The following is a 19,696-nucleotide window of genomic DNA, read 5'->3' as shown; positions in this document are numbered from 1 at the left end:
CGCCGCATTGTCGATCCTCGAGGTGGCTACGAGAGCTTGAAGCGCCGCGTAAGCACCTGCATCTGCTGAGCCAGGTTGGCCAGCTCCTCCGTGGTGCGGGCGGTCTCCTGAACGGTGGCTGACAGCTCTGTGGCCGCCGAGGCATTGCGCTCGACCATCTGAGTGGCCGAGGCCATGGCCTGGACCACTTCTTCACTGGCTCGCCCCTGCTCATCCATGGCATGGGCGATCTCCTTGAGCTGGCCCGCATTGTCGCGGACATGGCCCTCGATGCGCTCCAGGTTGAGGGAGGCCTGCTTTACCGACTCAGTGCCCAGGCCCACACGTTCGGTGCTCTCCTGGATGAGGGCGGTGATCTCCTTGGCCGCGCTGCCGCTGCGTTCCGCGAGCTTGCGCACTTCCTCGGCCACCACGGCGAAGCCCTTGCCCATGGCACCGGCCTTGGCGGCCTCGATGGCGGCATTGAGGGAGAGCAGGTTGGTTTGTCGCGCGATGTCCGTGATCACTGTGATGATCCGGTTCACCTTGGACGAGCTTTCCTCGATGGCCTCCATGGCGTGACCCGTGTCCTGCACGGCGATGAGGCCCTGATGCCCCGCCTCCTGCGAACGCGTCGCAAGGGCCTCCGCCCGCAGGGCACTCTGCTTCACCTGCTGGATGTTGGCGTTCATCTCCTCCAGGGCGGCCGAAGAGCGCTCCATGGCCAGGCGCTCCTGTTCGGTGCTGCGGCGGAGTTCTTCCGTGGTGCGGTTCACCTGCTCCGTGGTCGCCGCCAATTCCGTAGCGCTGGAGGCGGTGCCTTCTGCGGATTGGCTGATGGCCTGGATGTCGCTGCGGAGGCTCTGGATGACCTGGCCCAGACCCCGGGCCACGTGGTCGAGTTCGTCCTGTCCTTCCGCGGCGGGCAGGTGGGTCAGATCTCCCGCCGTCACCGCGTCCATGGCCAGTTCAATGGTATGGGCCTTCTGGCTCACACGCGCCCCGATGGCGCGGCTGAGCAGGATGCCCAGGAGGATGGCGCCGGCGCTGAGGCTGAGAATCCAGATCTTGCCCTTGGCGGCAGCAGCGACGTCCTCGGTGATGATGCGGGCGGCGTCATCCTCAGAGGCTTTCTGCACCTTCAGGAACCGGTCCCTTGATACCCGCAGCAACTCGGCGTTCGCGTCCATGAGGCGGGAAAGGGTCTTGGGTGTGCGATCAATCCTGGCCTCGGCCATCAGGGCGGGGAAGCCTTTGGTGTAGTCCTGGAATGTTTGGAGTCCCTCGTCCAGCAGCACCTTGTCCTGGGCAGACCAAGTCAGGGGTTTCAAGGCTTCCAGATCTTGCTGCAGCGTGGCCTCGTAGCCCTTGAGCCGGGTTTCCCGGGCTGCGATGTACTCCGGGTCCGCAGCGCCCCCGATCAGGCTGATGTGGACGGTACGCACGACGTTGATCCCATTCAGCACGCGGGAAAGGGCCGCCGTTTCCCGCAGTTGTTCGGCCAGCTCCTGCTGGCCGCGCTGCAATTCGTTCACTGCGGCCCAACCCAGTCCCCCCACCAGGGCAAGGGCCAGGACCTGAAGGCTGAGCAGCAGGTTGAACTTCCCGCGTATTTGGAACCGATCCGTAAACGTGCTGATGCTCATGGGCTTCTCCGCTTCCCCCTCATCGGGAGGGAGGCGGAAGTGGCTGAATACCAGCGGTTTCAGATGCTAAAAATGCCCTGAGAAAGGCCTTCGATGGTTGGCCAGGGCGCCTCCAGGGCCGCTTCAGCCGCCGCTGACAATCGTGCTTCGAGCCGCGGTCCAAGGCTGGGGTCGGGTTTCCAACCTCGGTGCGCCATCCAGGCCTCGAAGCGGGGCAGGGGATCCTTGGTCGCCCACTGGGCGAGCAGTGCCGGGTCCACATAGCGCTGGTCGTCGTGCTCGGCGTGGCCCTTCATGCGGAAAGTTTCGCACACGAGGAAGACCGGGCCCTGGCCCTCCAGGCAGCGCTGGCGAGCCTGGGCTGCGGCCTCGTACACCGCCACGGCATCGTTGCCGTCCACGGTGAGGGTAAAGGCCCCCTGGGAGCGCTGGGACATGCGCCCGGCCATCTGCCGCTCCGGTGGTGTGGAAAAGGCATAGCCATTGGATTCGCCCACCACGATGAGGGGGAGGTTCTGCACGGTGGCGAAGTTGAGGCCTTCATAGAAGGCGCCGGTGGAGCTGCCGCCATCGCCGATCCAGGTCATGGCCACCCGGCGTTCACCCTTCTGGCGGAAGGAGAGGGCCACACCGGCCATCACCGGAATCAGGGCCCCCAGCATGGACGTGGGCGCGATGATGCCCCGGGCCACGGAGCCGAAGTGGTTGTTGTGCTCGCGGCCTCCGGAGGGGCCTGTGGCCCGGCCCAGATACTGGAGGAAGATCTCTTTGGGAGTGACTCCGCGGACGAACATGGAGCCCAGGTTGCGGATCATCGGCGCGATGACATCTTCCGGCCCCAGCGCCATGGCCGTGGCGCAGGCCGTGGCCTCCTGGCCCAGGCTGCGGTACACGCTGCCGAGGGTTTGTCCTTGGCGGAAGAGTTTCACCAGCCGCTCCTCGGTCAAGCGGGTGAGCAGCATGGCCTCATAGAGCCGGAGGGCGGTGTCCTGGTCCATCTGGTTAGGATAGACGCATGTTGACCCTGCGCCCCGCCGTTCCCGCCGATGCCTCGCTGATCCTGGCCTACATTCGGGAACTGGCTGAGTACGAGCGCGAGCCCCAGGCCGCCGTGGCCACCGAGGGTGATCTGCGGCGGCACCTCTTTTCCGAGCACCCGCTGGTACGGGTCACCTTGGCGGAGTGGGAGGGACGACCCGCCGGGTTCGCCCTCTGGTTCCTGAATTTCAGCACCTGGGAAGGCAGGCCAGGCCTCTATCTGGAGGACCTCTTCGTGCGGCCGGAATTCCGGGGCCATGGCATCGGGAAGGGGCTGCTGCAGCACCTGTCGGCCACCGCGGTAGAGCATGGCTGGAGCCGCTTCACCTGGCAGGTGCTGGATTGGAACACGCCCGCCATTGAGTTCTACGAATCCCAGGGCGCCCAGATCCTGCGCCCCTGGCTCACCTGCCGGGTGGCTGGCGAGGCGCTTCGCAGGCTCGCTGGAGCCGCGGATTGACCTGGGCCCCGCTGCTCCGGCTCAAGGAGGCCCTGGGGGAAGGATCCGAGCTGGTGATCGTCGGCGGCGCGGTCCGCGACGAGCTGCTGGATCGCCCGCACGCGGACTGGGATCTGGCCACGCGCCTGCTGCCCCAGGCGGTCATGGACCGCGCCCGGGCGGCGGGCTTGAAGGTGATTCCCACGGGTTTGCAGCACGGCACCGTGACCGTGATGCTGGAGGACCGGCCCGTGGAGGTGACCACCTTCCGCAGCGATGGCGACTACCTGGATGGACGGCGGCCGGAGTCCGTGCACCTCGGTGTGTCCCTGGAAGAGGATCTATCCCGGCGGGACTTCACCATCAATGCCATGGCGATGCCCTTGGGCGGCGGCGATCTGGTGGATCCCTTCGGCGGGCGGCGGGATCTGGCCCAGGGTCTCATTCGGGCCGTGGGTGATCCCTTGCAGCGTTTCGCCGAGGACGGGCTGCGCCCCTTGAGGGCCTGTCGTTTTGCCGCCCAGCTGGGTTTCGAGGTGGAGGCGGCCACCGCTGCTGCCATTCCCCTGCGCCTGGAGGTGGCCCGCAAGGTGGCGGTGGAGCGTGTCTTCACCGAGCTGGACAAGCTGCTGCGCAGCCAGAATCCGGCGCGGGGCCTGGATCTCCTGGCCTCCAGCGGCCTGCTGGACCTCTGGCTGCCAGAGCTGAGGCCCATGCTGGGCTGTGCTCAGAACCGCCACCACCGGTACGATGTCTGGCGGCACACCCTGGAGGTGGTGGGGCACGCCCCGGCGGAAGCTGGTCTGCGCTGGGCCGCCCTGCTGCACGATTCGGGCAAGCCGGACAAGCGTACCGTGGGCGGGGATGGGGAAGTCCACTTCTACAACCACGAAACCCGGTCCCTCGATCTGGCCGCAGCCATCCTCGACCGGCTGAAGGCCAGCCATGCGCTTCGAAAAGAGGTGCTGGCCCTCATCCGGCACCACGGCTTCCACCCTGACGCCACCTGGAAGGATGCGGCCTGTCGCCGGTTCCTCCGCAGGCTGGGAGATGATGGCCTGACGTTGGAACACTGGGGGGCATTTCGGCTGGCCGACCAGCGGGGCAAGGGCTTCGAGTGGGAGGCCCGGCAGGCAGAGCATGGCAAGGTGATGGACCGGCTTCAGACCTTGGCTGATCAGGCTCCACCGCTGTCCGTGAGGGCTTTGGCCCTGAACGGCGCCGCGCTCATGAAGCTGGCGGGCCGACGGGGCGGCCCCTGGCTGGGCGACCTTCAAATTCAGCTCCTGGAGGCGGTGCTGGAAGAACCGGAACTCAATGAGCCCGCGCGGCTGGAAGAGCGGGCCCTCCAACTCCTCAAGCAAGCCCGCTGAGGTGTCAGCCCGGTTCCTTGGAAAGCAGGCCCAGCAGGGCTTTCAACTTGGGCGTCATGGCCCGGCTCACCGGCAGCACCCGCCCGCCCGTGACGGTGATGTCGCCTCGGCCGCCCAGCAGGGGCTTGAAGCCCAAAATGGCCTGGGGCCGCACCAGGAGGTGGCGATGGACCTTCAACAGGCCCTCTTCGGGGAAGGCCTGCTCGATCTCCAGAAGGGTGGTCCAGGAGGTTCGGAATCGTTCGTTGGACCAGGCATAGACCACTTCATCTTCCACCTCGAAGTGGCTGACTTTACGCAGGTCTAAGAAAACAAAGCCCTCACCTGCCCGCACGGGGAACCGGGGCGAAGGGGTCGGTATCAGGGCCGCCAGCTCGGGGCCCCTGCGCCGGGGAATCTGCTGGTGTCGGAGCCGCTCGAGGGTTTTGTGCAGCCGGTCCTCGGTGACGGGTTTCAGGAGGTAGTCCACGGCGGCGGCCTCGAAGGCTTGCACGGCGTACTGTACGTGGGCGGTCACGAAGACCACCGGTGGCGGATCTTGCAATTCCGCCAGCACCTCCAGCCCGGTCAACCCCGGCATCTGGATGTCCAGGAAGAGCGCCTCACCGCCACCGCGGCTGGCGAACCATTCCAGCGTGGCGGCGCTGCCCGACAGTTCGGCCAACACCTCACAGCCCGCCTCCCGCAGCAACCGAGCCAGGCGTTTCCGAGCCAGGGGTTCGTCATCGGCGAGCACCACGCGCAGGGTCATGGCTTCTCCTCCAAGGGGAGTTTCAGAATGGCGCGGGTCCAGGGCCACTCGCGCACCAGATCGAAGGAAGCCCGTCCGCCATAGGCGAGTTCCAGCCGGGAGCGGAGGTTCCTCAGCCCCACGCCGGTTCCCTTCGAAGACGTCGGAGCAGCGGCCTGCCCGGTGTTCGCGACTGCGAGGATCAGGTGTCCGCCCGCCCGCTGGCCGCTGATGCGGATGAGGCCCCCGTTGGGGTCGGCAGCCACGCCGTGCTTGATGGCGTTCTCCACCAGGGGCTGGAGGAGCAGGGGCATGGCGGCTATGGCATCCAGCGCGGGATCCCAGTCCCAATCAACTTGGAGGGTCTCGCCCAGGCGCAGCTTCTCCACATCCAGGTAGCGGGACAGCAGGTGGCGCTCCTCGCGCAAGGGAACGGTCGGCGTTTCGCCCAGGGTGAGCAACTGGCGGTAGATCTCGGCCAGGTCACGCATGCCTTTCACGGCGGCCTCTGTGTCATCCCGCACCAGCTCCGCCAGGCCGTTGAGGCTGTTCAGCAGGACATGGGGCGACATCTGGGCCTTCAGCAGGCTCCAGCGGGCCTCCTCAGCCTGGCGCAGCGCCTCCTGCTTCTCATGGGTCTTGGCCTCCCAAAAGGCCAGGGCGAAGCTCAGCACCACGTTGAAGGCGAAACCCAGGAGCAGGCCCACCCCCATGAGGGGCAGAAAGCCGATGGGCTTGGACTGGGGAGCGTGGGTAGCGAAGGTCAGCGATTTCTGGAAATTGGGCCAGCCGATGGCGATGTTCACCAGGGAATACCCGATGTGAAGGAGCAGGGCCTGGGGAATGCCTCGGCGGGGCGGGGCCATCCTCCGTCCATCGCCCGTCCATTGCCAGCTGAAGGGGCTGACCATGAATAGGAAGCCACACCCCAGGATGGTGCATAGGACCAGGCGCAGGTTCAGGATGGCCGGCGGCATGGTGGCCGAAGGCGGCGCCACCCGCTGGGCCAGCATGCCCAGGCCCACCAAGCCCAAGTTGAACAGACACATGCTGCCGGCGAGGGCCAGGATGGCGGGGCGTCGGCTTCGTCGGGCCACGGCCTGGAGGGCCTCCTGGAACCTCATGGCTTGGCCTCCCCGGGCATGGCTGGCAGTTGGAGCTGGATGTCCCAGCCGCCTTGGACCGAGACCAGGCTGAGCTGGGCCTCACGGCCCAGCAGGGCCTGCAGGCGGCGTCGGATGGGGTGGAGCTGAGCGTCGCTGGGCATGGGGGCGGGGCCCCTGACCTGCAGCCGCAGGCTCAGTTGGCCGGGGGGCAGGGATTGTTCTTCCAGATCCATGTCGAGCCTTGTTTCGGTGGGGTGTTCCAGCGCCGATTCAAGCAGGGGTTGCAGCAGGAGGGGAGGAACCAGGAAGGCGTCAAGATCGGGGGCCAGCCGCCAGCGGAGGTTCAGGCTGTCGCCCCATCGTTTGCGTTCAAGGGCGAGATACTGTTCGGTCAGGCTGCGTTCCGTGGCCAGAGGGATGAGGGGCAGCTCTGCCTCCATCAGCCAGCGGCGGTACAGCGCGGCCAGATCCAGCAACCCCTGCTCGGCTGAGCGCGTGTCCTGGCCGGCGGTGAGGGCGAGCTGGTTCAGGTTGCTGAAGAGGAGGCGGGGACTGAACGCACCCCGGTGGCTCATCCACAGGCTTTCCCGGGCCTTGGCCTGGGCATCGCGGGCTTCACGGGCCAGCCGTTCGGCCCGGGCAATGATCCAACCTGCGGGCCCCAGCAGCAGCAGGAAGGGCAGGGACAGTCCCAGGATGGCCCCCAGGCTGAAGGATTCCTTGGGGGTGGCGTGGTTCGTGAACCAGCCCATTGGGGCCAGGAGGGCGCCCATGGCCAGGGCGAACACCAGGACCTGAAGAAGACCGCGCCCCCAGCCCGTCATCAAGCGTTCGTCGGCACTCCACTGCCAGGGCAGGGGGGAGAGGAAGAGCCCGACATTCAGTACCGGAATGGTCCAAAGCGCTCCAAGGTAGAACCGGCCCGTGTGGGGACCCGGAGCCAGCACCATGAACAGGCACGGGAAGGTGCTCAGCACGATGGCCATGGACCACCAGCCCGGGTGCCGCAGGCGGGCGTGCAGGGCGGATCGGACGGCGGGAAGGCGCATGATTCATTCTGGGTGAAATGGTTCGAAGTAGGGGGCTTCCTCAGCTCTTGCAGATGGCCTGGGAAGGTCGGGCTGGTATGAGCATGGACTGAGTTGCGTTGGTGCAGAAGCCGTGGTCACGGTTGCCCGGTGAATGGGGCTGCGGCCCCGACGAATGGCGCCAGGCGGGCAGGGACTTTCGGCGGCCCACACATGAAAACGCCTGGCGGCGGCCAGGCGTTTTCATGTGTGCGGGGCAAGGTTACAGGTGAATCAGAATTTGAACCCGGCCTGTGCGGTAAGGGATCGTGCCTCCCCGTAATCGCTGGCCCCATGAGGCAGGCCGTTGCCGGTGACCGGGGTCCATCCCGCTGGGTCATAGATGTTGCCACCATTGGGGGTTTGCCATTGGTTGCGCCACGATTTCTGCTGCTGGTGGTTGAAGACGTTCAGAATGGCAACCTTGGCGAAGAAGGCCACGGATTTGTCGGAAACCTTGAACAGTTTGAAATCCTGGGAAATGGCCAAATCCGTGAAAGCCTGGGAAGGATAGACGATATTGCCCCGGGTGTCATTGCGGTACTGGGTCAAGGTGCTGATCTGGGTGAGAGCCGGGTTGACGTCTGCGGCGTTCACCGTGCGGGTCTGGCTGTCGTGAGTGCCGGAGTCGAAGCGGTAGATGATGCCAAAGGTGGTTTTGCCCAAGGACCAGTCGAAGTGGTAGTCGGCGGTCGCACGGATGCGGAGGGGAACATGGCCCACGAGGGGGCCGCTCGGCGAGAAGTGGTTGATGTCGTAAATGGGGGCCCCATTGATGGACGTGAAGTAGTTCAGACCCTGACCGGAGGGGCCAACGCCACTGCCTTCGCCCTGGTAGTTTCCTTTCAATGTTGACCAGACCACGTTGCCCGAAGCGTCCCAATTGGGCGTATGGATTCCGGACTCCAGTTCCATGTCCTGATAAGTCCGTTTGGCCTGGCTGCTGTTCTCCCAGACCTTCACATATATGGAACCCAGGCCCAACTCAGCGGGAGGCGCGAAGGTCCCATCATTGCCCGCACGATAATCAAAGAGATCCTTGAATTCCTTGCGGACGAGGGTGCCCTTCACATAGCCGTCATGGCCAACCAGCTTGAAACCATGGGTCAGGCTCAGCTGGTATTCGTTGGTGTGCGGCGCCTTCAAATTGGGTGAGAGACGGGTGGTCTGAGGGCTGGAATAGTTATAAGCCTGCGTCCAATTGGCCGGATTGGTGACGCTCGAAGGACTCGCGGTGGAACCAGGCGTTGCCCCATCGTAGGGGCCGGTGTACAGGTAGCCGATGTTCGTGGGATTGCCCGCATTGCTGACAGAATTGACGATGGCAGAGAGTGGCTTGGCGTTGTATCGGCTGAAGCTGGCCGCGACCTGCCAGGACGTATCGCCGAAGATGTCCCACTTCCCACTCAGGCGGGGCGACAGGCCCGAAGCGCCAGCGGTGGCGGGCGAATCCTCACTGTAGGCGTGATATTTGTCCCAACGCAGGCCCAGGCTCAGTGAGACGCGGTCATTGAGGGACCACTTGTCATTGATGAAGAGGCCGAGGCTGTTGTCGTAGGCGGTCGCTGTGCTCGATTTGTACACTTGATAGTCGTACGGCGTGCCCCCATCGGGCGCCCCGCCAAGAGTTCCCAGGGGATCCCAACCCGCCACATCGTAGTAGGCATTGGTGCGGGACTGCTGGTTTTGGGCGCGGTGGCTGCCTTTTAGGTAATTCCCACCGAACACCAGCTGGTGGGAGTCGGCTGCTTCAAAGAGGCTCGTGAACTTCAGGTCGGCACTCTGGTTGTCCCGATGATCTCCGCCATCGTAGTTATTGAAGAAGCCATTCAGGTACGCCAGCCCAGAGTTGTAGTCAAACACTGGCGTGACACCGGGAACGGTTCCGCCTCCGGTGAGGGCCTCTTTCTTCACACCAACGCGGGCCTCCATGGAGAGATTGAGCCCCCAGTTGGCGGACCAGTTCAGACTCCAGGAACTGTCCTGAGATAGCTGGGGTTCCAGCGCGGCCAGCTCACCGGAGAGGAAATTGTTGTTGGTGACCATTTCGCGGTGGGTGACATAGGCGAAGGAAAGTGTATGGTCCTGATTCAGTTGGTAAGTGAACTTGGCCTGGAGCCGCTTGTCATCATCGCCCTGGGCGTAGCCTTTGCCTGGATCCACCGATGAGGCGGCATCAATGGTCTGGAATGTGGAGTTGTTGCGCTGCTGGCCCGAGACAAAGAACCAGAGCTTGTCCTTGATCAGGTAGCCGCCGATGCTCAGGCTGTCCGTGTGGTTCAGTTTGTTGGGAATAAGGGCCCTATTGGCCGTGGTGGTGAAAGGCTTAGTGGCGTTCCAGGAGGCGTTGCTCAGCTGGCTGCGGAAGACACCGGTGAACTTGTTGCCACCGGTCTTGGTGACTGCGTTGATGACACCTCCATCCACGTCGCCGTATTCAGCAGAGATGGCTCCGGTGATGATCTGGACTTCGTCGATGGCATCGTCGATCACCGAAATGCCGCGGTTTCCGTAGATGCTATCGGAGACTTCCTGGCCATCCAGCATGAAGCGTTTGTTGGAACTCAGGGCACCGCGGACCTGAGCATAACCGTTCACCGTGCTCGAATCGATGACGCCAGGAGCCAGCGCCATCATGCTTTCAACGTTGCGGTTTGTGGGCAGGTTGTTGACTTCTTCCAGACGGAAACTGGAGCTGGTGCTGGTTTCCTGCTTGTCAACCTGGGACAAGGTTCCGATGACACTCACCACCGCATTACCCACCGGCTGGAGAACGAAGCGGGGGCTGTACCTCTGGCCCAGTTCCAAACGCTGGTTGGCGCTCAACGTCTGGTGGCTGGGTTCGGAAACCTGGATGGTGTAGGCGCCAGGGGGAAGCAGCCTGGCAGAGAATCGGCCGGAGGCATCTGTCGTGTAGGTGCGCTGACCTTGGAGGGAGGGGCTGGTGAGGATGATGCGGGCATTGCTGACTGGTTGCCCTTTGTCATCCACAACCACGCCCGACACATCGGCGGTCTGAACGCCATGTGCGTGGATGGGAAGGGTTGCGCCCATCACGATGAGGATGGAGACGCGACCCATCGCGCTTAAGTTGGGTCGTGTTCTTTGGCCTCCGGATAACCCTGGTGGACAAGGCAGGGTCGTGGGTTGGGAGGATAAGCAACCGCGCACCCGGCGGCTTGCCGGGTCAAGGCAATGTTGGTGATTTTCCCTTGATCAGGAGATACAGGTATCTTGATATATTTCACAGTTAGAGGGTAGAGGACTTCGGCAGAACAGTCCGCCTCTGCAAAGCGACCACCCATAAAAACGCCCGGCTGAGCCGGGCGTTTTTATGGGGATGAGCGTGCTTCAGCCCGCACCGCCGCCGCTGGTGCTGGCGGGCCGGTAGGTGAGGCTGGCCTTGATGAAGTCGCGGTTCATGCGCGCGATGTTCTCCATCTTGATGCTCTTGGGGCAAGCGGCTTCGCATTCGCCGTGGTTGGTGCAGGTGCCAAACTCTTCGGCGTCCATTTGGGCGATCATGTCGCGGACGCGGAGGTAGCGCTCAGGCTGCCCCTGGGGCAGCAGGCCCAGGTGGCTGATCTTCGCGGACACGAAGAGCATGGCGCTGGCATTGGGGCAGGCGGCCACGCAGGCGCCGCAGCCGATGCAGGCGGCGGCATCCATCGACAGGTCGGCATGCTCCTTGGAGATGGGCAGCGCATTGGCATCCTGGGGCGAGCCCGCAGGCGCCGTGATGAAGCCACCGGCCGCGACGATGCGGTCGAAGGCCGTGCGGTCCACCACGAGGTCGCGGATCACGGGGAAGGCCTCGGCGCGCCAGGGCTCCAGCGTGATGCTGTCGCCATCCTTGAAGCTGCGCATGTGCAGCTGGCAGGTGGTGGTGCGTTCCTTGGGTCCATGCGGACGGCCGTTGATGACCATGCTGCACATGCCGCAGATGCCTTCGCGGCAGTCGTGATCGAACTCGATGGGCTCTTCGCCTTTGGCGATGAGGCCTTCGTTCACGACATCCAGCATCTCGAGGAAGGACATGTCGGGGCTGACACCGTCGGCCTTGTACTCGACGAACTTGCCGTCGCACTTGGCATTCTTCTGGCGCCACACGTGGAGGGTGAGGTTCATGGATTTCTGGGACATGGCTCAGGCCCTCACTTGTAGCTGCGGGTGGCGAGGTGGACGTTGTCGAAGGTCAGGGGTTCGATGTGGCGCACCGGAGCCTGGCCTTCACCCTTGTATTCCCAGACGGCGACGTGGCAGAAGTTCTCGTCGTCGCGCAGTGCTTCGCCCTCCTCGGTCTGGAACTCCTCGCGGAAGTGCCCGCCGCAGCTTTCGCGGCGCTGCAGGGCGTCGAGGCACATCAGCTCGCCCAGTTCGAGGAAGTCGGCCACACGGGCCGCCATCTCCAGGCTCTGGTTGAGGCTCTCGTTCTCTCCGACCACGCGGAGATCCCGCCAGAACTCCTCGCGGAGCTTGGGGATGAGCTCGAGGGCCTTCTTGAGGCCGGCCTCGTTGCGGGCCATGCCGCAGTACTCCCACATGATCTTGCCCAGCTCTCGGTGGAAGTGCGTGGGGCTCTTGGTGCCCTTGATGGAGAGCAGCTTCTGGATGCGGTCCTTCACGGCCGTCACGGTCCCGGCCACTTCCGGGTGGTCTGCAGCGGGGCGGACGCCGGGCTTGAGGCTCGCGAGGTAGTTGCTCACCGTGGCGGGCAGCACGAAGTAGCCGTCAGCCAAGCCCTGCATGAGGGCCGAAGCGCCCAGTCGGTTTGCGCCGTGGTCGCTGAAGTTGGCTTCGCCGGCCACGAACAGGCCCGGGATGGTGCTCTGCAGGTTGTAGTCCACCCAGAGGCCGCCCATGGTGTAGTGCACCGCGGGGTAGATGCGCATGGGCGTTTCGTAGGGGTTCTCGTCCGTGATGCGCTCGTACATCTCGAAGAGGTTGCCGTACTTTTCCTCGATCTTGGCCTTGCCCAGACGCTGGATGGCGTCGGAGAAATCGAGGTAGACACCCAGGCCGGTCTCGCCCACGCCGCGGCCCTCATCGCAAACCTGCTTGGCCGCGCGGCTGGAAATGTCGCGCGGGGCCAGGTTGCCGAAGGAGGGGTACTTCCGCTCCAGGTAGTAGTCGCGGTCCTCTTCCTTGATGTCGTTGGGGTTCTTCTTGCAGTCTTCCTTCTTTTTTGGTACCCAGACGCGCCCATCGTTGCGCAGCGACTCGGACATGAGCGTGAGCTTCGACTGGTGGTCGCCGGTGACGGGGATGCAGGTGGGGTGGATCTGCGTGAAGCAGGGATTGCCGAAGGCGGCGCCCTTCTTGTAGGCGCGCCAAACGGCGGTGCCATTGCAGCCCATGGCATTGGTGGACAGGTAGAAGACGTTGCCATACCCGCCCGTGGAGAGGATCACGGCATCGGCGATGTGGGACTCGATCTCGCCTGTAACCATGTCGCGGGTGACGATGCCCTTGGCCACGCCATCCACGATGATGAGTTCGAGCATCTCGTGGCGGTTGTGCATCTTCACGGTGCCGAGGCCCACCTGGCGCTCCAGGGCCTGGTAGGCGCCGATGAGGAGCTGCTGGCCGGTCTGCCCGCGGGCGTAGAAGGTGCGGCTCACCTGGGCGCCGCCGAAGGAGCGGTTGTCCAGCAGGCCGCCGTATTCGCGGGCGAAGGGCACGCCGTTGGCCACGCACTGGTCGATGATGTCGGCGCTCACTTCGGCCAGGCGGTAGACGTTGGCCTCACGGGCGCGGAAGTCGCCGCCCTTCACCGTGTCGTAGAACAGGCGGTAGACGCTGTCGCCGTCGTTCCGGTAGTTCTTGGCCGCATTGATGCCGCCCTGGGCCGCGATGGAGTGGGCGCGGCGGGGGCTGTCCTGGTAGCAGAAGCAGTCCACGTTGTAGCCAAGCTCGGCCAGTGAGGCGGCGCCGGCGCCGCCGGCCAGGCCGGAGCCCACCATGATGATGCGGTACTTGCGCTTGTTGGCAGGGTTGACGAGCTTGGATTCGAACTTGTGCTTCTCCCACTTCTTCTCGATGGGGCCGTCAGGGATTCGTGCATTGAGTTCCATGGCTGCTCCTGGATCAGTGGATGACGCCGGTGAGGACGGCGATGGGATAGGTGATGTTCACGCCAACCACGAGGATCGTCAGGCCGGTGGCGAAGTTCCGGCGCAGGCTGTTGTAGCGGGGATGCGCGAGGCCCAAGGACTGGGTGACGCTCCAGACGCCGTGCCACATGTGCAGCCCCAGACAGAGCTGGGCCACGATGTAGAAGCCGGCCACCACGGGCACCTTGAAGCCGTTCACGAAATTGGCGTAGGGATTGGCGTGGTCGAAATTCGGGTGCACCGTGCCCGTGGTCAGGTGGAGCAGGTGGTAGACGATGAAGGCGGCCAGGATGACACCGCTCCAACGCATGGTGCGGGAGGCCCAGGTGGAGGCCTGGGACTGCTGCGCGCGGTAGCCCACAGGGCGGGCGGCCTGGTTATCCAGCGTGAGGGTCACGGCGGCCCAGACGTGGAGGCCAGCAGCGGTCAGGAGCACGGCCCGGAAGATCCAGATGCCGGCGCCGTGGAGCATGGTGTGGAGGAACTTGGCGTAGGCGTTGAAGCTTTCGGCGCCCAGGTAGGCCTGGGTGTTGCCGATCATGTGCACGGTGACGAACCCGAAGAGGATGATGCCGGTGGCTGCCATCACCACCTTTCTCCCGACCGATGAGGCCAGGAAGCCGTGGCCGCGGGCTTCCGCGCCCGCGATGCTCTGTTCAGCGACGGACATAGGTGGACTCCTTGAAGAAGGCTTGAATGTGAAGCGAGGGTTCCGGCGGATCTGGATGGCCGGAAGCGAAGGGAGAAGCCATATGTCTCTCGATTATCTTCCTTGGAGGGAGGAATCCAAAGCCCCTTGGTGTGGGCGTTGGTCACACTGGCCTCAAACGGCGCTGTTGGAGGTTGAGACGGCGTGGGCCTGGGCCCCAGTCTTGCGGCAAGAGGCCCTTCCGCGCTAGAGTTTCTCACGATCCAAACACGATCTTTGGTGGTTCGCCCCCCAGCGGGGCTTGCGCCGATTCAACGCCCGCCACCTCGATCCCATCCCGCGATTCCATCAACCACACACGTTTCACCTTTCTGAATCCATTTGGAGGAAAACCATGGAGATGATCAAACGCCTGCTCGGCTCGCTCGCGCCGGGCCGACTCATGAAGGGGGCCATGACCGCCATCGTCATGCTGCTCCTCTCGTCGCCAGCCTTCGCGGGCGGTGAGGCAGAACTGAAAATCCCTGCCCTGCAGGGCAGTTTCATGGGCATGACGGGCCACAACCTGCTGCTCATCGGCCTCTTCATCTGTCTGCTCGGCATTGGTTTCGGCCTGGTGCAGTACGCCCAGATCCGCGATCTTCCCGTGCACAAATCCATGCTCGAAATCTCCGAGCTGATCTACGAGACCTGCAAGACCTACCTGATCACCCAGATCAAATTCATTTCCGTGCTCTGGGCTTTCATTGCCGTCATCATCGTCGCCTACTTCAAGTTCCTGGCGCACACGCCCATGGGCTGGGGCCAGGTGATCGTGATCTTGATCTTCTCGGTCATCGGCATCCTGGGCTCGGTGGCGGTGGCTTGGTTCGGGATCCGCATCAACACCTTCGCCAACTCCCGCACGGCTTTTGCCTCCCTGGGCGGCAAGCCCTTCCCCACCATGGAAATCCCCCTGAAGGCCGGCATGTCCATCGGCATGCTGCTCATTTCGGTGGAACTGCTCCTCATGCTGGCCATCCTGCTGTTCATTCCCGGTGATGCCGCTGGCCCCTGCTTCATCGGCTTCGCCATCGGCGAGTCCCTCGGTGCCGCCGCCCTGCGCATCGCAGGCGGCATCTTCACCAAGATCGCTGACATCGGCTCCGACCTCATGAAGATCGTCTTCAAAATCAAGGAAGACGATGCCCGCAACCCCGGCGTCATCGCCGATTGCGTGGGTGACAATGCGGGCGATTCCGTGGGCCCCACGGCCGACGGCTTCGAAACCTACGGTGTCACGGGCGTGGCCCTCATTACCTTCATCCTGCTGGCCGTGAAGGACCCCGCCATCCAGGTGCCCCTGCTGGTGTGGATCTTCGTCATGCGCGTGGGCATGATTGTGACCTCCGCCGCGTCCTACTGGATCAACGGCCTCTGGGCGAAGGCCAAGTACGGCGCGTCCTCCAAGTTCGATTTCGAGACGCCCCTGACCACCCTGGTGTGGCTGACGTCCATCGTCTCCATCGTGATGACCTACGTGCTCTCCAAGGTGCTCATCGGCAACCTGCCCGACCACCTCTGGTGCAAGCTCTCGACCATCATCACCTGCGGCACCCTCGCGGGCGCGCTCATTCCCGAGCTGGTGAAAGCCTTCACCTCCACCAACTCCGGCCATGTCCGCGAAGTGGTGACGGCCTCCAAGGAGGGCGGAGCCTCTCTCAACATCATCTCCGGCCTGGTGGCGGGCTACTTCTCCGCCTACTGGATGGGGCTCACCATCGTGGCCCTCATGGGCGCCGCGTACTACGTGTCCACCTTCGGCCTCGCCGGCTTCATGGAAGCTCCTGCCATCTTCGCCTTCGGCCTCGTGGCCTTCGGCTTCCTGGGCATGGGTCCCGTGACCATCGCCGTGGATTCCTATGGCCCCGTGACGGACAACGCCCAGTCCGTCTATGAACTCTCCACCATCGAGGAGATTCCCGGCATTGAGGCGGAGATCCAGAAGGACTTCGGCTTCAAGCCCGACTTCGAGAACGGCAAGATGTACCTCGAAGAGAACGACGGCGCCGGCAACACCTTCAAGGCCACGGCCAAGCCCGTGCTCATCGGCACCGCCGTGGTGGGCGCCACGACGCTGATCTTCTCCATCATCCAGGTGCTGAACGGCAAGTTCGGTGTCGAGAACGTCTTCCGTGGCCTCTCGATCATCAACCCCCTGTTCCTCCTGGGCATCATCACGGGCGGCGCCATCATCTTCTGGTTCTCCGGCGCGGCCTGCCAGGCCGTGGCCACGGGTGCCTACCGGGCGGTGGAGTTCATCAAGCAGAACATCAAGCTGGATTCCGGGGCCGCCAAGGCCTCGGTGGAAGACTCCAAGAAAGTGGTGGAGATCTGCACCCAGTACGCCCAGAAGGGCATGTTCAACATCTTCCTGGCGGTGTTCTTCTCCACCCTGGCCTTCGCCTGCGCCAACCACTACTTCTTCATCGGCTATCTGATCTCCATCGCTGTTTTCGGTCTCTATCAGGCCATCTTCATGGCCAATACCGGTGGTGCCTGGGATAACGCCAAGAAGCTGGTGGAAACCGAACTGAAGGCCAAGGGCACGGCCCTGCACGACGCCTGCGTCGTGGGCGACACCGTGGGCGACCCCTTCAAGGACACCTCTTCCGTGGCCTTGAACCCCGTCATCAAGTTCACCACCCTCTTTGGTCTTCTGGCCGTCGAGCTGGCGATCGAGCTGAACCCGGTGACCGCTCACATCTGGGCCCTGGTCTTCTTCCTGATCTCCACGGTCTTCGTGTGGCGCTCCTTCTATGGCATGCGCATTCCCACCGTGGAAGACAAGGCTTAAACAGGCCACGCAAGAAACCACCAACGGGCCCCTCTTGAGGGGCCCGTTTTTCATGGTACGGTGGAGCGCATGTTCATCAGGAGCGCTCCATGTCCATCCGTACCCTCCGGTTTGCGGGCCTGGCGGCCCTTGTGAGCGTCACGCTGCGTCTCGCAGCGCAGGCACCCGTGCCCCCTGTGGCCAAGCAGGTCGAACACCTGTCTACCTGGCATGGCGAAAAGGTGAACGACCCCTGGTTCTGGCTTCGGGAGAAGGCGAACCCCGAAGTTGTGGCCTATCTGAATGCGGAAAACAGCTACATGGAGGCCATGACGGCGGATCTCAAGCCGTTCTCCGAGGCCCTCTACAAGGAGATTCTGGGCCGCATCAAGCAGACCGATCTCAGCGTTCCGGTGCGACGCGGCGCCTACCATTACTACTCCCGCACGGAGGAGGGCAAGCAGTACGGCATCCAGTGTCGACGCAAGGCCACCAACAGCGGCGCCTACGATGAGAAGGCTCTGGAGGAGGTCCTGCTGGACCAGAACGAACTGGCCAAGGGGCTGAAGTTCCTCAGCCTGGGTGGCCTGTCCGTCAGCGATGACGACAAGACTCTGCTGTACAGCACCGATGCCACGGGCTTCCGCCAGTACACGCTCTTCACCAAGGATCTGGGCACGGGCAAGATCAGCGCTCCCCTGGCCGAGCGGGTCACCTCCTTCACATGGGCCGCGGACAACCGCCATGTCTTCTTCGTCACCGAGGATGCCGTCACGAAGCGCTCCAACCAGCTCTGGCGCCTGGATCTGAAAGCGGGCAAACCTGAGCTGGTCTTTGAGGAAAAGGATGAGCTCTACGGCGTGGGCGTGGGCCGCACCAAGGACCACAAGTACCTCGTTTCCGCCAGCCAATCCACAGACACCTGGGAGATGCGCTACCTCGCCGCCAACGACCCCAAGGGCGCGTTCAAGGCCGTACTGCCGCGGGAAAAGGGCCACAAATACGACCTCGAACACCGGGAGGGCCTCTTCTACCTCCGCACCAACAGGGGCGCCAAGAACTTCCGCCTGGTTTCCGCCCCCGTGGCCACACCCGATCCCGCCCACTGGAGCGAAGTGCTGCCCCACCGGCCAGACGTGCTGCTGGATGGCTTCGATCCCTTCAAGGATTTCTTTGTGGTGGCGGAGAAGAGCCAGGGGCTCGAACGTTTCCGCATCTTCGATGTGAAAGCGAAAACCTGGCGGGATGTGAGCTTCCCCGAGAGCGTCTACTCAGCCTTCGACGCCGGCACTCCGGAGTACACCTCCACCACCTTCCGGCTGAACTACCAGTCCATGGTGACGCCCTCCAGCATCTACGACTGCGACATGGCCACGGGCAAGCAGACCCTGCTGAAGCAGACGGAAGTGCTGGGCGGCTATGACAAATCCCAGTACGCCACGGAGCGCCTCTGGGCCACGGCCCGGGATGGGGTGAAAGTGCCGCTGTCCGTGGTCTACAAGAAGGGCGTCAAGCGGGATGGCAGCGCGCCGCTCTTCCTCTATGCCTACGGCTCCTACGGCTACGGCCAGTCGGCCACCTTCTCCATCCCCCGGCTGAGTCTCTTGGACCGTGGCATGGTCTACGTGCTGGCCCACATCCGGGGTGGCAACGACATGGGCGAGGCCTGGCACGACGACGGCATGCTCATGAAGAAGATGAACACCTTCACTGATTTCATTGATTCCGCCGACTTCCTGGTGAAGGAGAAGTGGACCAGCAAGGACCGCCTGGTCATCGAGGGCGGCAGCGCCGGTGGCCTGCTCATGGGCGCCGTCACCAACCTGCGCCCCGATCTCTTCAAGGCCGTGCACAGCGCCGTGCCCTTCGTCGATGTGATGAACACCATGATGGACGCCAGCCTGCCGCTCACCGTGGGCGAGTATCTGGAGTGGGGCAATCCCAACGAGAAGGCCGCCTTCGACTACATGCGCGCCTACAGCCCCTACGACAACCTGCAGAAGAAGGCCTATCCGGCCATCCTCGTCACCACCAGCTTCAATGACAGCCAGGTGATGTACTGGGAGCCCGCCAAATACGTGGCCAAACTGCGCACCCTGAAGACTGACAGCAACCCCCTGCTGCTGAAGATCAAGATGGAGCCTGCTGGTCACGGCGGCGCCTCTGGGCGTTATGACGCCCTGAAGGACAAGGCCTTCGAAACCGCCTGGATGCTCAGTCAGGTGGGCATCATCAAGTAACTGTTCCCGACTCCAAAAGGGCGCTTGGGCGCCCTTTTGGAGCAAGTGTAAGGAGGCAACCATGGTTGAGCCGGTACCTGCAGGATTCCACACCGTTTCGCCCTATCTGGTCGTTCCCAATGGCCTGGCCTTCCTGGCCTTCATCGAAAAGGCCTTCGGCGCCGTGGAGAAGAGCCGCACCCTCCGCCCCGACGGCACCATCGCCAACGCCGAAGTCCGCATCGGCGACTCCATGCTGATGGTGGCCCAGGCCAAGGATCCCTGGAAGCCCATGCCCACGGGTTTCTATCTGTATGTGCCCGACACAGATGCTGTCTACCGAGCCGCTCTGGCGGCAGGTGGAGTGTCGACCCTGGAACCCGCGGATCAGTTCTACGGGGACCGCAACGCCGGGGTGCAGGATCCCTGGGGCAACAACTGGTGGATTGCCACCCACATCGAGGATGTGGATGAAGTGGAGATCCAGCGCCGGATGGCGGCCCGGGGCTGAACCCCATCTCC

General features: G+C 63.7%; 14 protein-coding genes. 5 read left to right on the top strand and 9 right to left on the bottom strand.

Going from position 1 to position 19,696, the window contains the following annotated elements:
- Window positions 1-26: 26 nt before the first annotated feature.
- Complete coding sequence (locus tag Q9293_RS10030) at window positions 27-1,625, bottom strand: methyl-accepting chemotaxis protein (RefSeq protein WP_306246005.1); 1,599 nt, start codon at window positions 1,623-1,625, stop codon at window positions 27-29.
- Between the two features lie 59 nt (window positions 1,626-1,684).
- Window positions 1,685-2,587: a thiamine pyrophosphate-dependent dehydrogenase E1 component subunit alpha gene (locus tag Q9293_RS10025; protein ID WP_306246003.1), complete on the bottom strand. Its 903-nt coding sequence runs from the start codon at window positions 2,585-2,587 to the stop codon at window positions 1,685-1,687.
- A gap of 53 nt (window positions 2,588-2,640) precedes the next feature.
- On the opposite strand from Q9293_RS10025, the gene Q9293_RS10020 reads away from it, so the two are divergent.
- Both Q9293_RS10020 and Q9293_RS10015 read left to right on the top strand, forming a co-directional pair.
- Window positions 2,641-3,123 carry a GNAT family N-acetyltransferase gene (locus Q9293_RS10020; RefSeq protein WP_306246001.1) on the top strand — a complete coding sequence of 161 codons (483 nt, stop codon included), beginning with the start codon at window positions 2,641-2,643 and terminating at the stop codon, window positions 3,121-3,123.
- The gene (locus Q9293_RS10015; RefSeq protein WP_306245999.1) at window positions 3,120-4,475 is read left to right on the top strand and encodes a CCA tRNA nucleotidyltransferase; all 1,356 of its coding nucleotides are present in this window, start codon (window positions 3,120-3,122) and stop codon (window positions 4,473-4,475) included. The genes Q9293_RS10020 and Q9293_RS10015 overlap by 4 nt, the downstream gene beginning before the upstream one ends.
- Before the next feature lie 4 nt (window positions 4,476-4,479).
- On the opposite strand, the gene Q9293_RS10010 is transcribed toward Q9293_RS10015, so the two are convergent.
- From Q9293_RS10010 to Q9293_RS09980, 7 genes are all read right to left on the bottom strand, one after another.
- Window positions 4,480-5,226 (bottom strand): LytTR family DNA-binding domain-containing protein, encoded by a 747-nt coding sequence (locus Q9293_RS10010; protein ID WP_306245996.1) that lies wholly within the window; start codon window positions 5,224-5,226, stop codon window positions 4,480-4,482.
- Window positions 5,223-6,329 carry a sensor histidine kinase gene (locus tag Q9293_RS10005; protein ID WP_306245994.1) on the bottom strand — a complete coding sequence of 369 codons (1,107 nt, stop codon included), beginning with the start codon at window positions 6,327-6,329 and terminating at the stop codon, window positions 5,223-5,225. Before Q9293_RS10005 ends, Q9293_RS10010 begins: the two co-directional genes overlap by 4 nt.
- A complete protein-coding gene (locus Q9293_RS10000) occupies window positions 6,326-7,360 on the bottom strand; it encodes a histidine kinase (protein WP_306245992.1) in 1,035 nt (344 codons plus the stop codon). The genes Q9293_RS10005 and Q9293_RS10000 overlap by 4 nt, the downstream gene beginning before the upstream one ends.
- Before the next feature lie 252 nt (window positions 7,361-7,612).
- Complete coding sequence (locus Q9293_RS09995; RefSeq protein WP_306245990.1) at window positions 7,613-10,459, bottom strand: TonB-dependent receptor; 2,847 nt, start codon at window positions 10,457-10,459, stop codon at window positions 7,613-7,615.
- 270 nt (window positions 10,460-10,729) lie between these two features.
- A complete protein-coding gene (locus Q9293_RS09990) occupies window positions 10,730-11,521 on the bottom strand; it encodes a succinate dehydrogenase/fumarate reductase iron-sulfur subunit (RefSeq protein ID WP_306245988.1) in 792 nt (263 codons plus the stop codon).
- Window positions 11,522-11,532: 11 nt separating this feature from the next.
- Entirely contained in the window at window positions 11,533-13,452 is a 1,920-nt protein-coding gene (locus Q9293_RS09985) for a fumarate reductase/succinate dehydrogenase flavoprotein subunit (RefSeq protein ID WP_306245986.1), read from the bottom strand.
- A 13-nt stretch (window positions 13,453-13,465) separates the two neighbouring features.
- Window positions 13,466-14,161, bottom strand: a complete 696-nt coding sequence (locus tag Q9293_RS09980; RefSeq protein ID WP_306245983.1) for a succinate dehydrogenase cytochrome b subunit — start codon at window positions 14,159-14,161, stop codon at window positions 13,466-13,468.
- Between the two features lie 421 nt (window positions 14,162-14,582).
- On the opposite strand from Q9293_RS09980, the gene Q9293_RS09975 reads away from it, so the two are divergent.
- From Q9293_RS09975 to Q9293_RS09965, 3 genes are all read left to right on the top strand, one after another.
- Entirely contained in the window at window positions 14,583-16,976 is a 2,394-nt protein-coding gene (locus Q9293_RS09975; protein ID WP_372342206.1) for a sodium-translocating pyrophosphatase, read from the top strand.
- A gap of 89 nt (window positions 16,977-17,065) precedes the next feature.
- Window positions 17,066-19,195, top strand: coding sequence for a S9 family peptidase (locus Q9293_RS09970; RefSeq protein WP_306245979.1), 2,130 nt, complete (start codon window positions 17,066-17,068; stop codon window positions 19,193-19,195).
- A 61-nt stretch (window positions 19,196-19,256) separates the two neighbouring features.
- Window positions 19,257-19,685 (top strand): VOC family protein, encoded by a 429-nt coding sequence (locus Q9293_RS09965; protein WP_306245976.1) that lies wholly within the window; start codon window positions 19,257-19,259, stop codon window positions 19,683-19,685.
- Window positions 19,686-19,696: the final 11 nt, after the last annotated feature.

This window comes from Geothrix sp. PMB-07 (genome assembly GCF_030758935.1).
Classification (GTDB): Bacteria; Acidobacteriota; Holophagae; order Holophagales; family Holophagaceae; genus Geothrix.
This window is presented reverse-complemented; position numbering and strand designations above follow the sequence as displayed.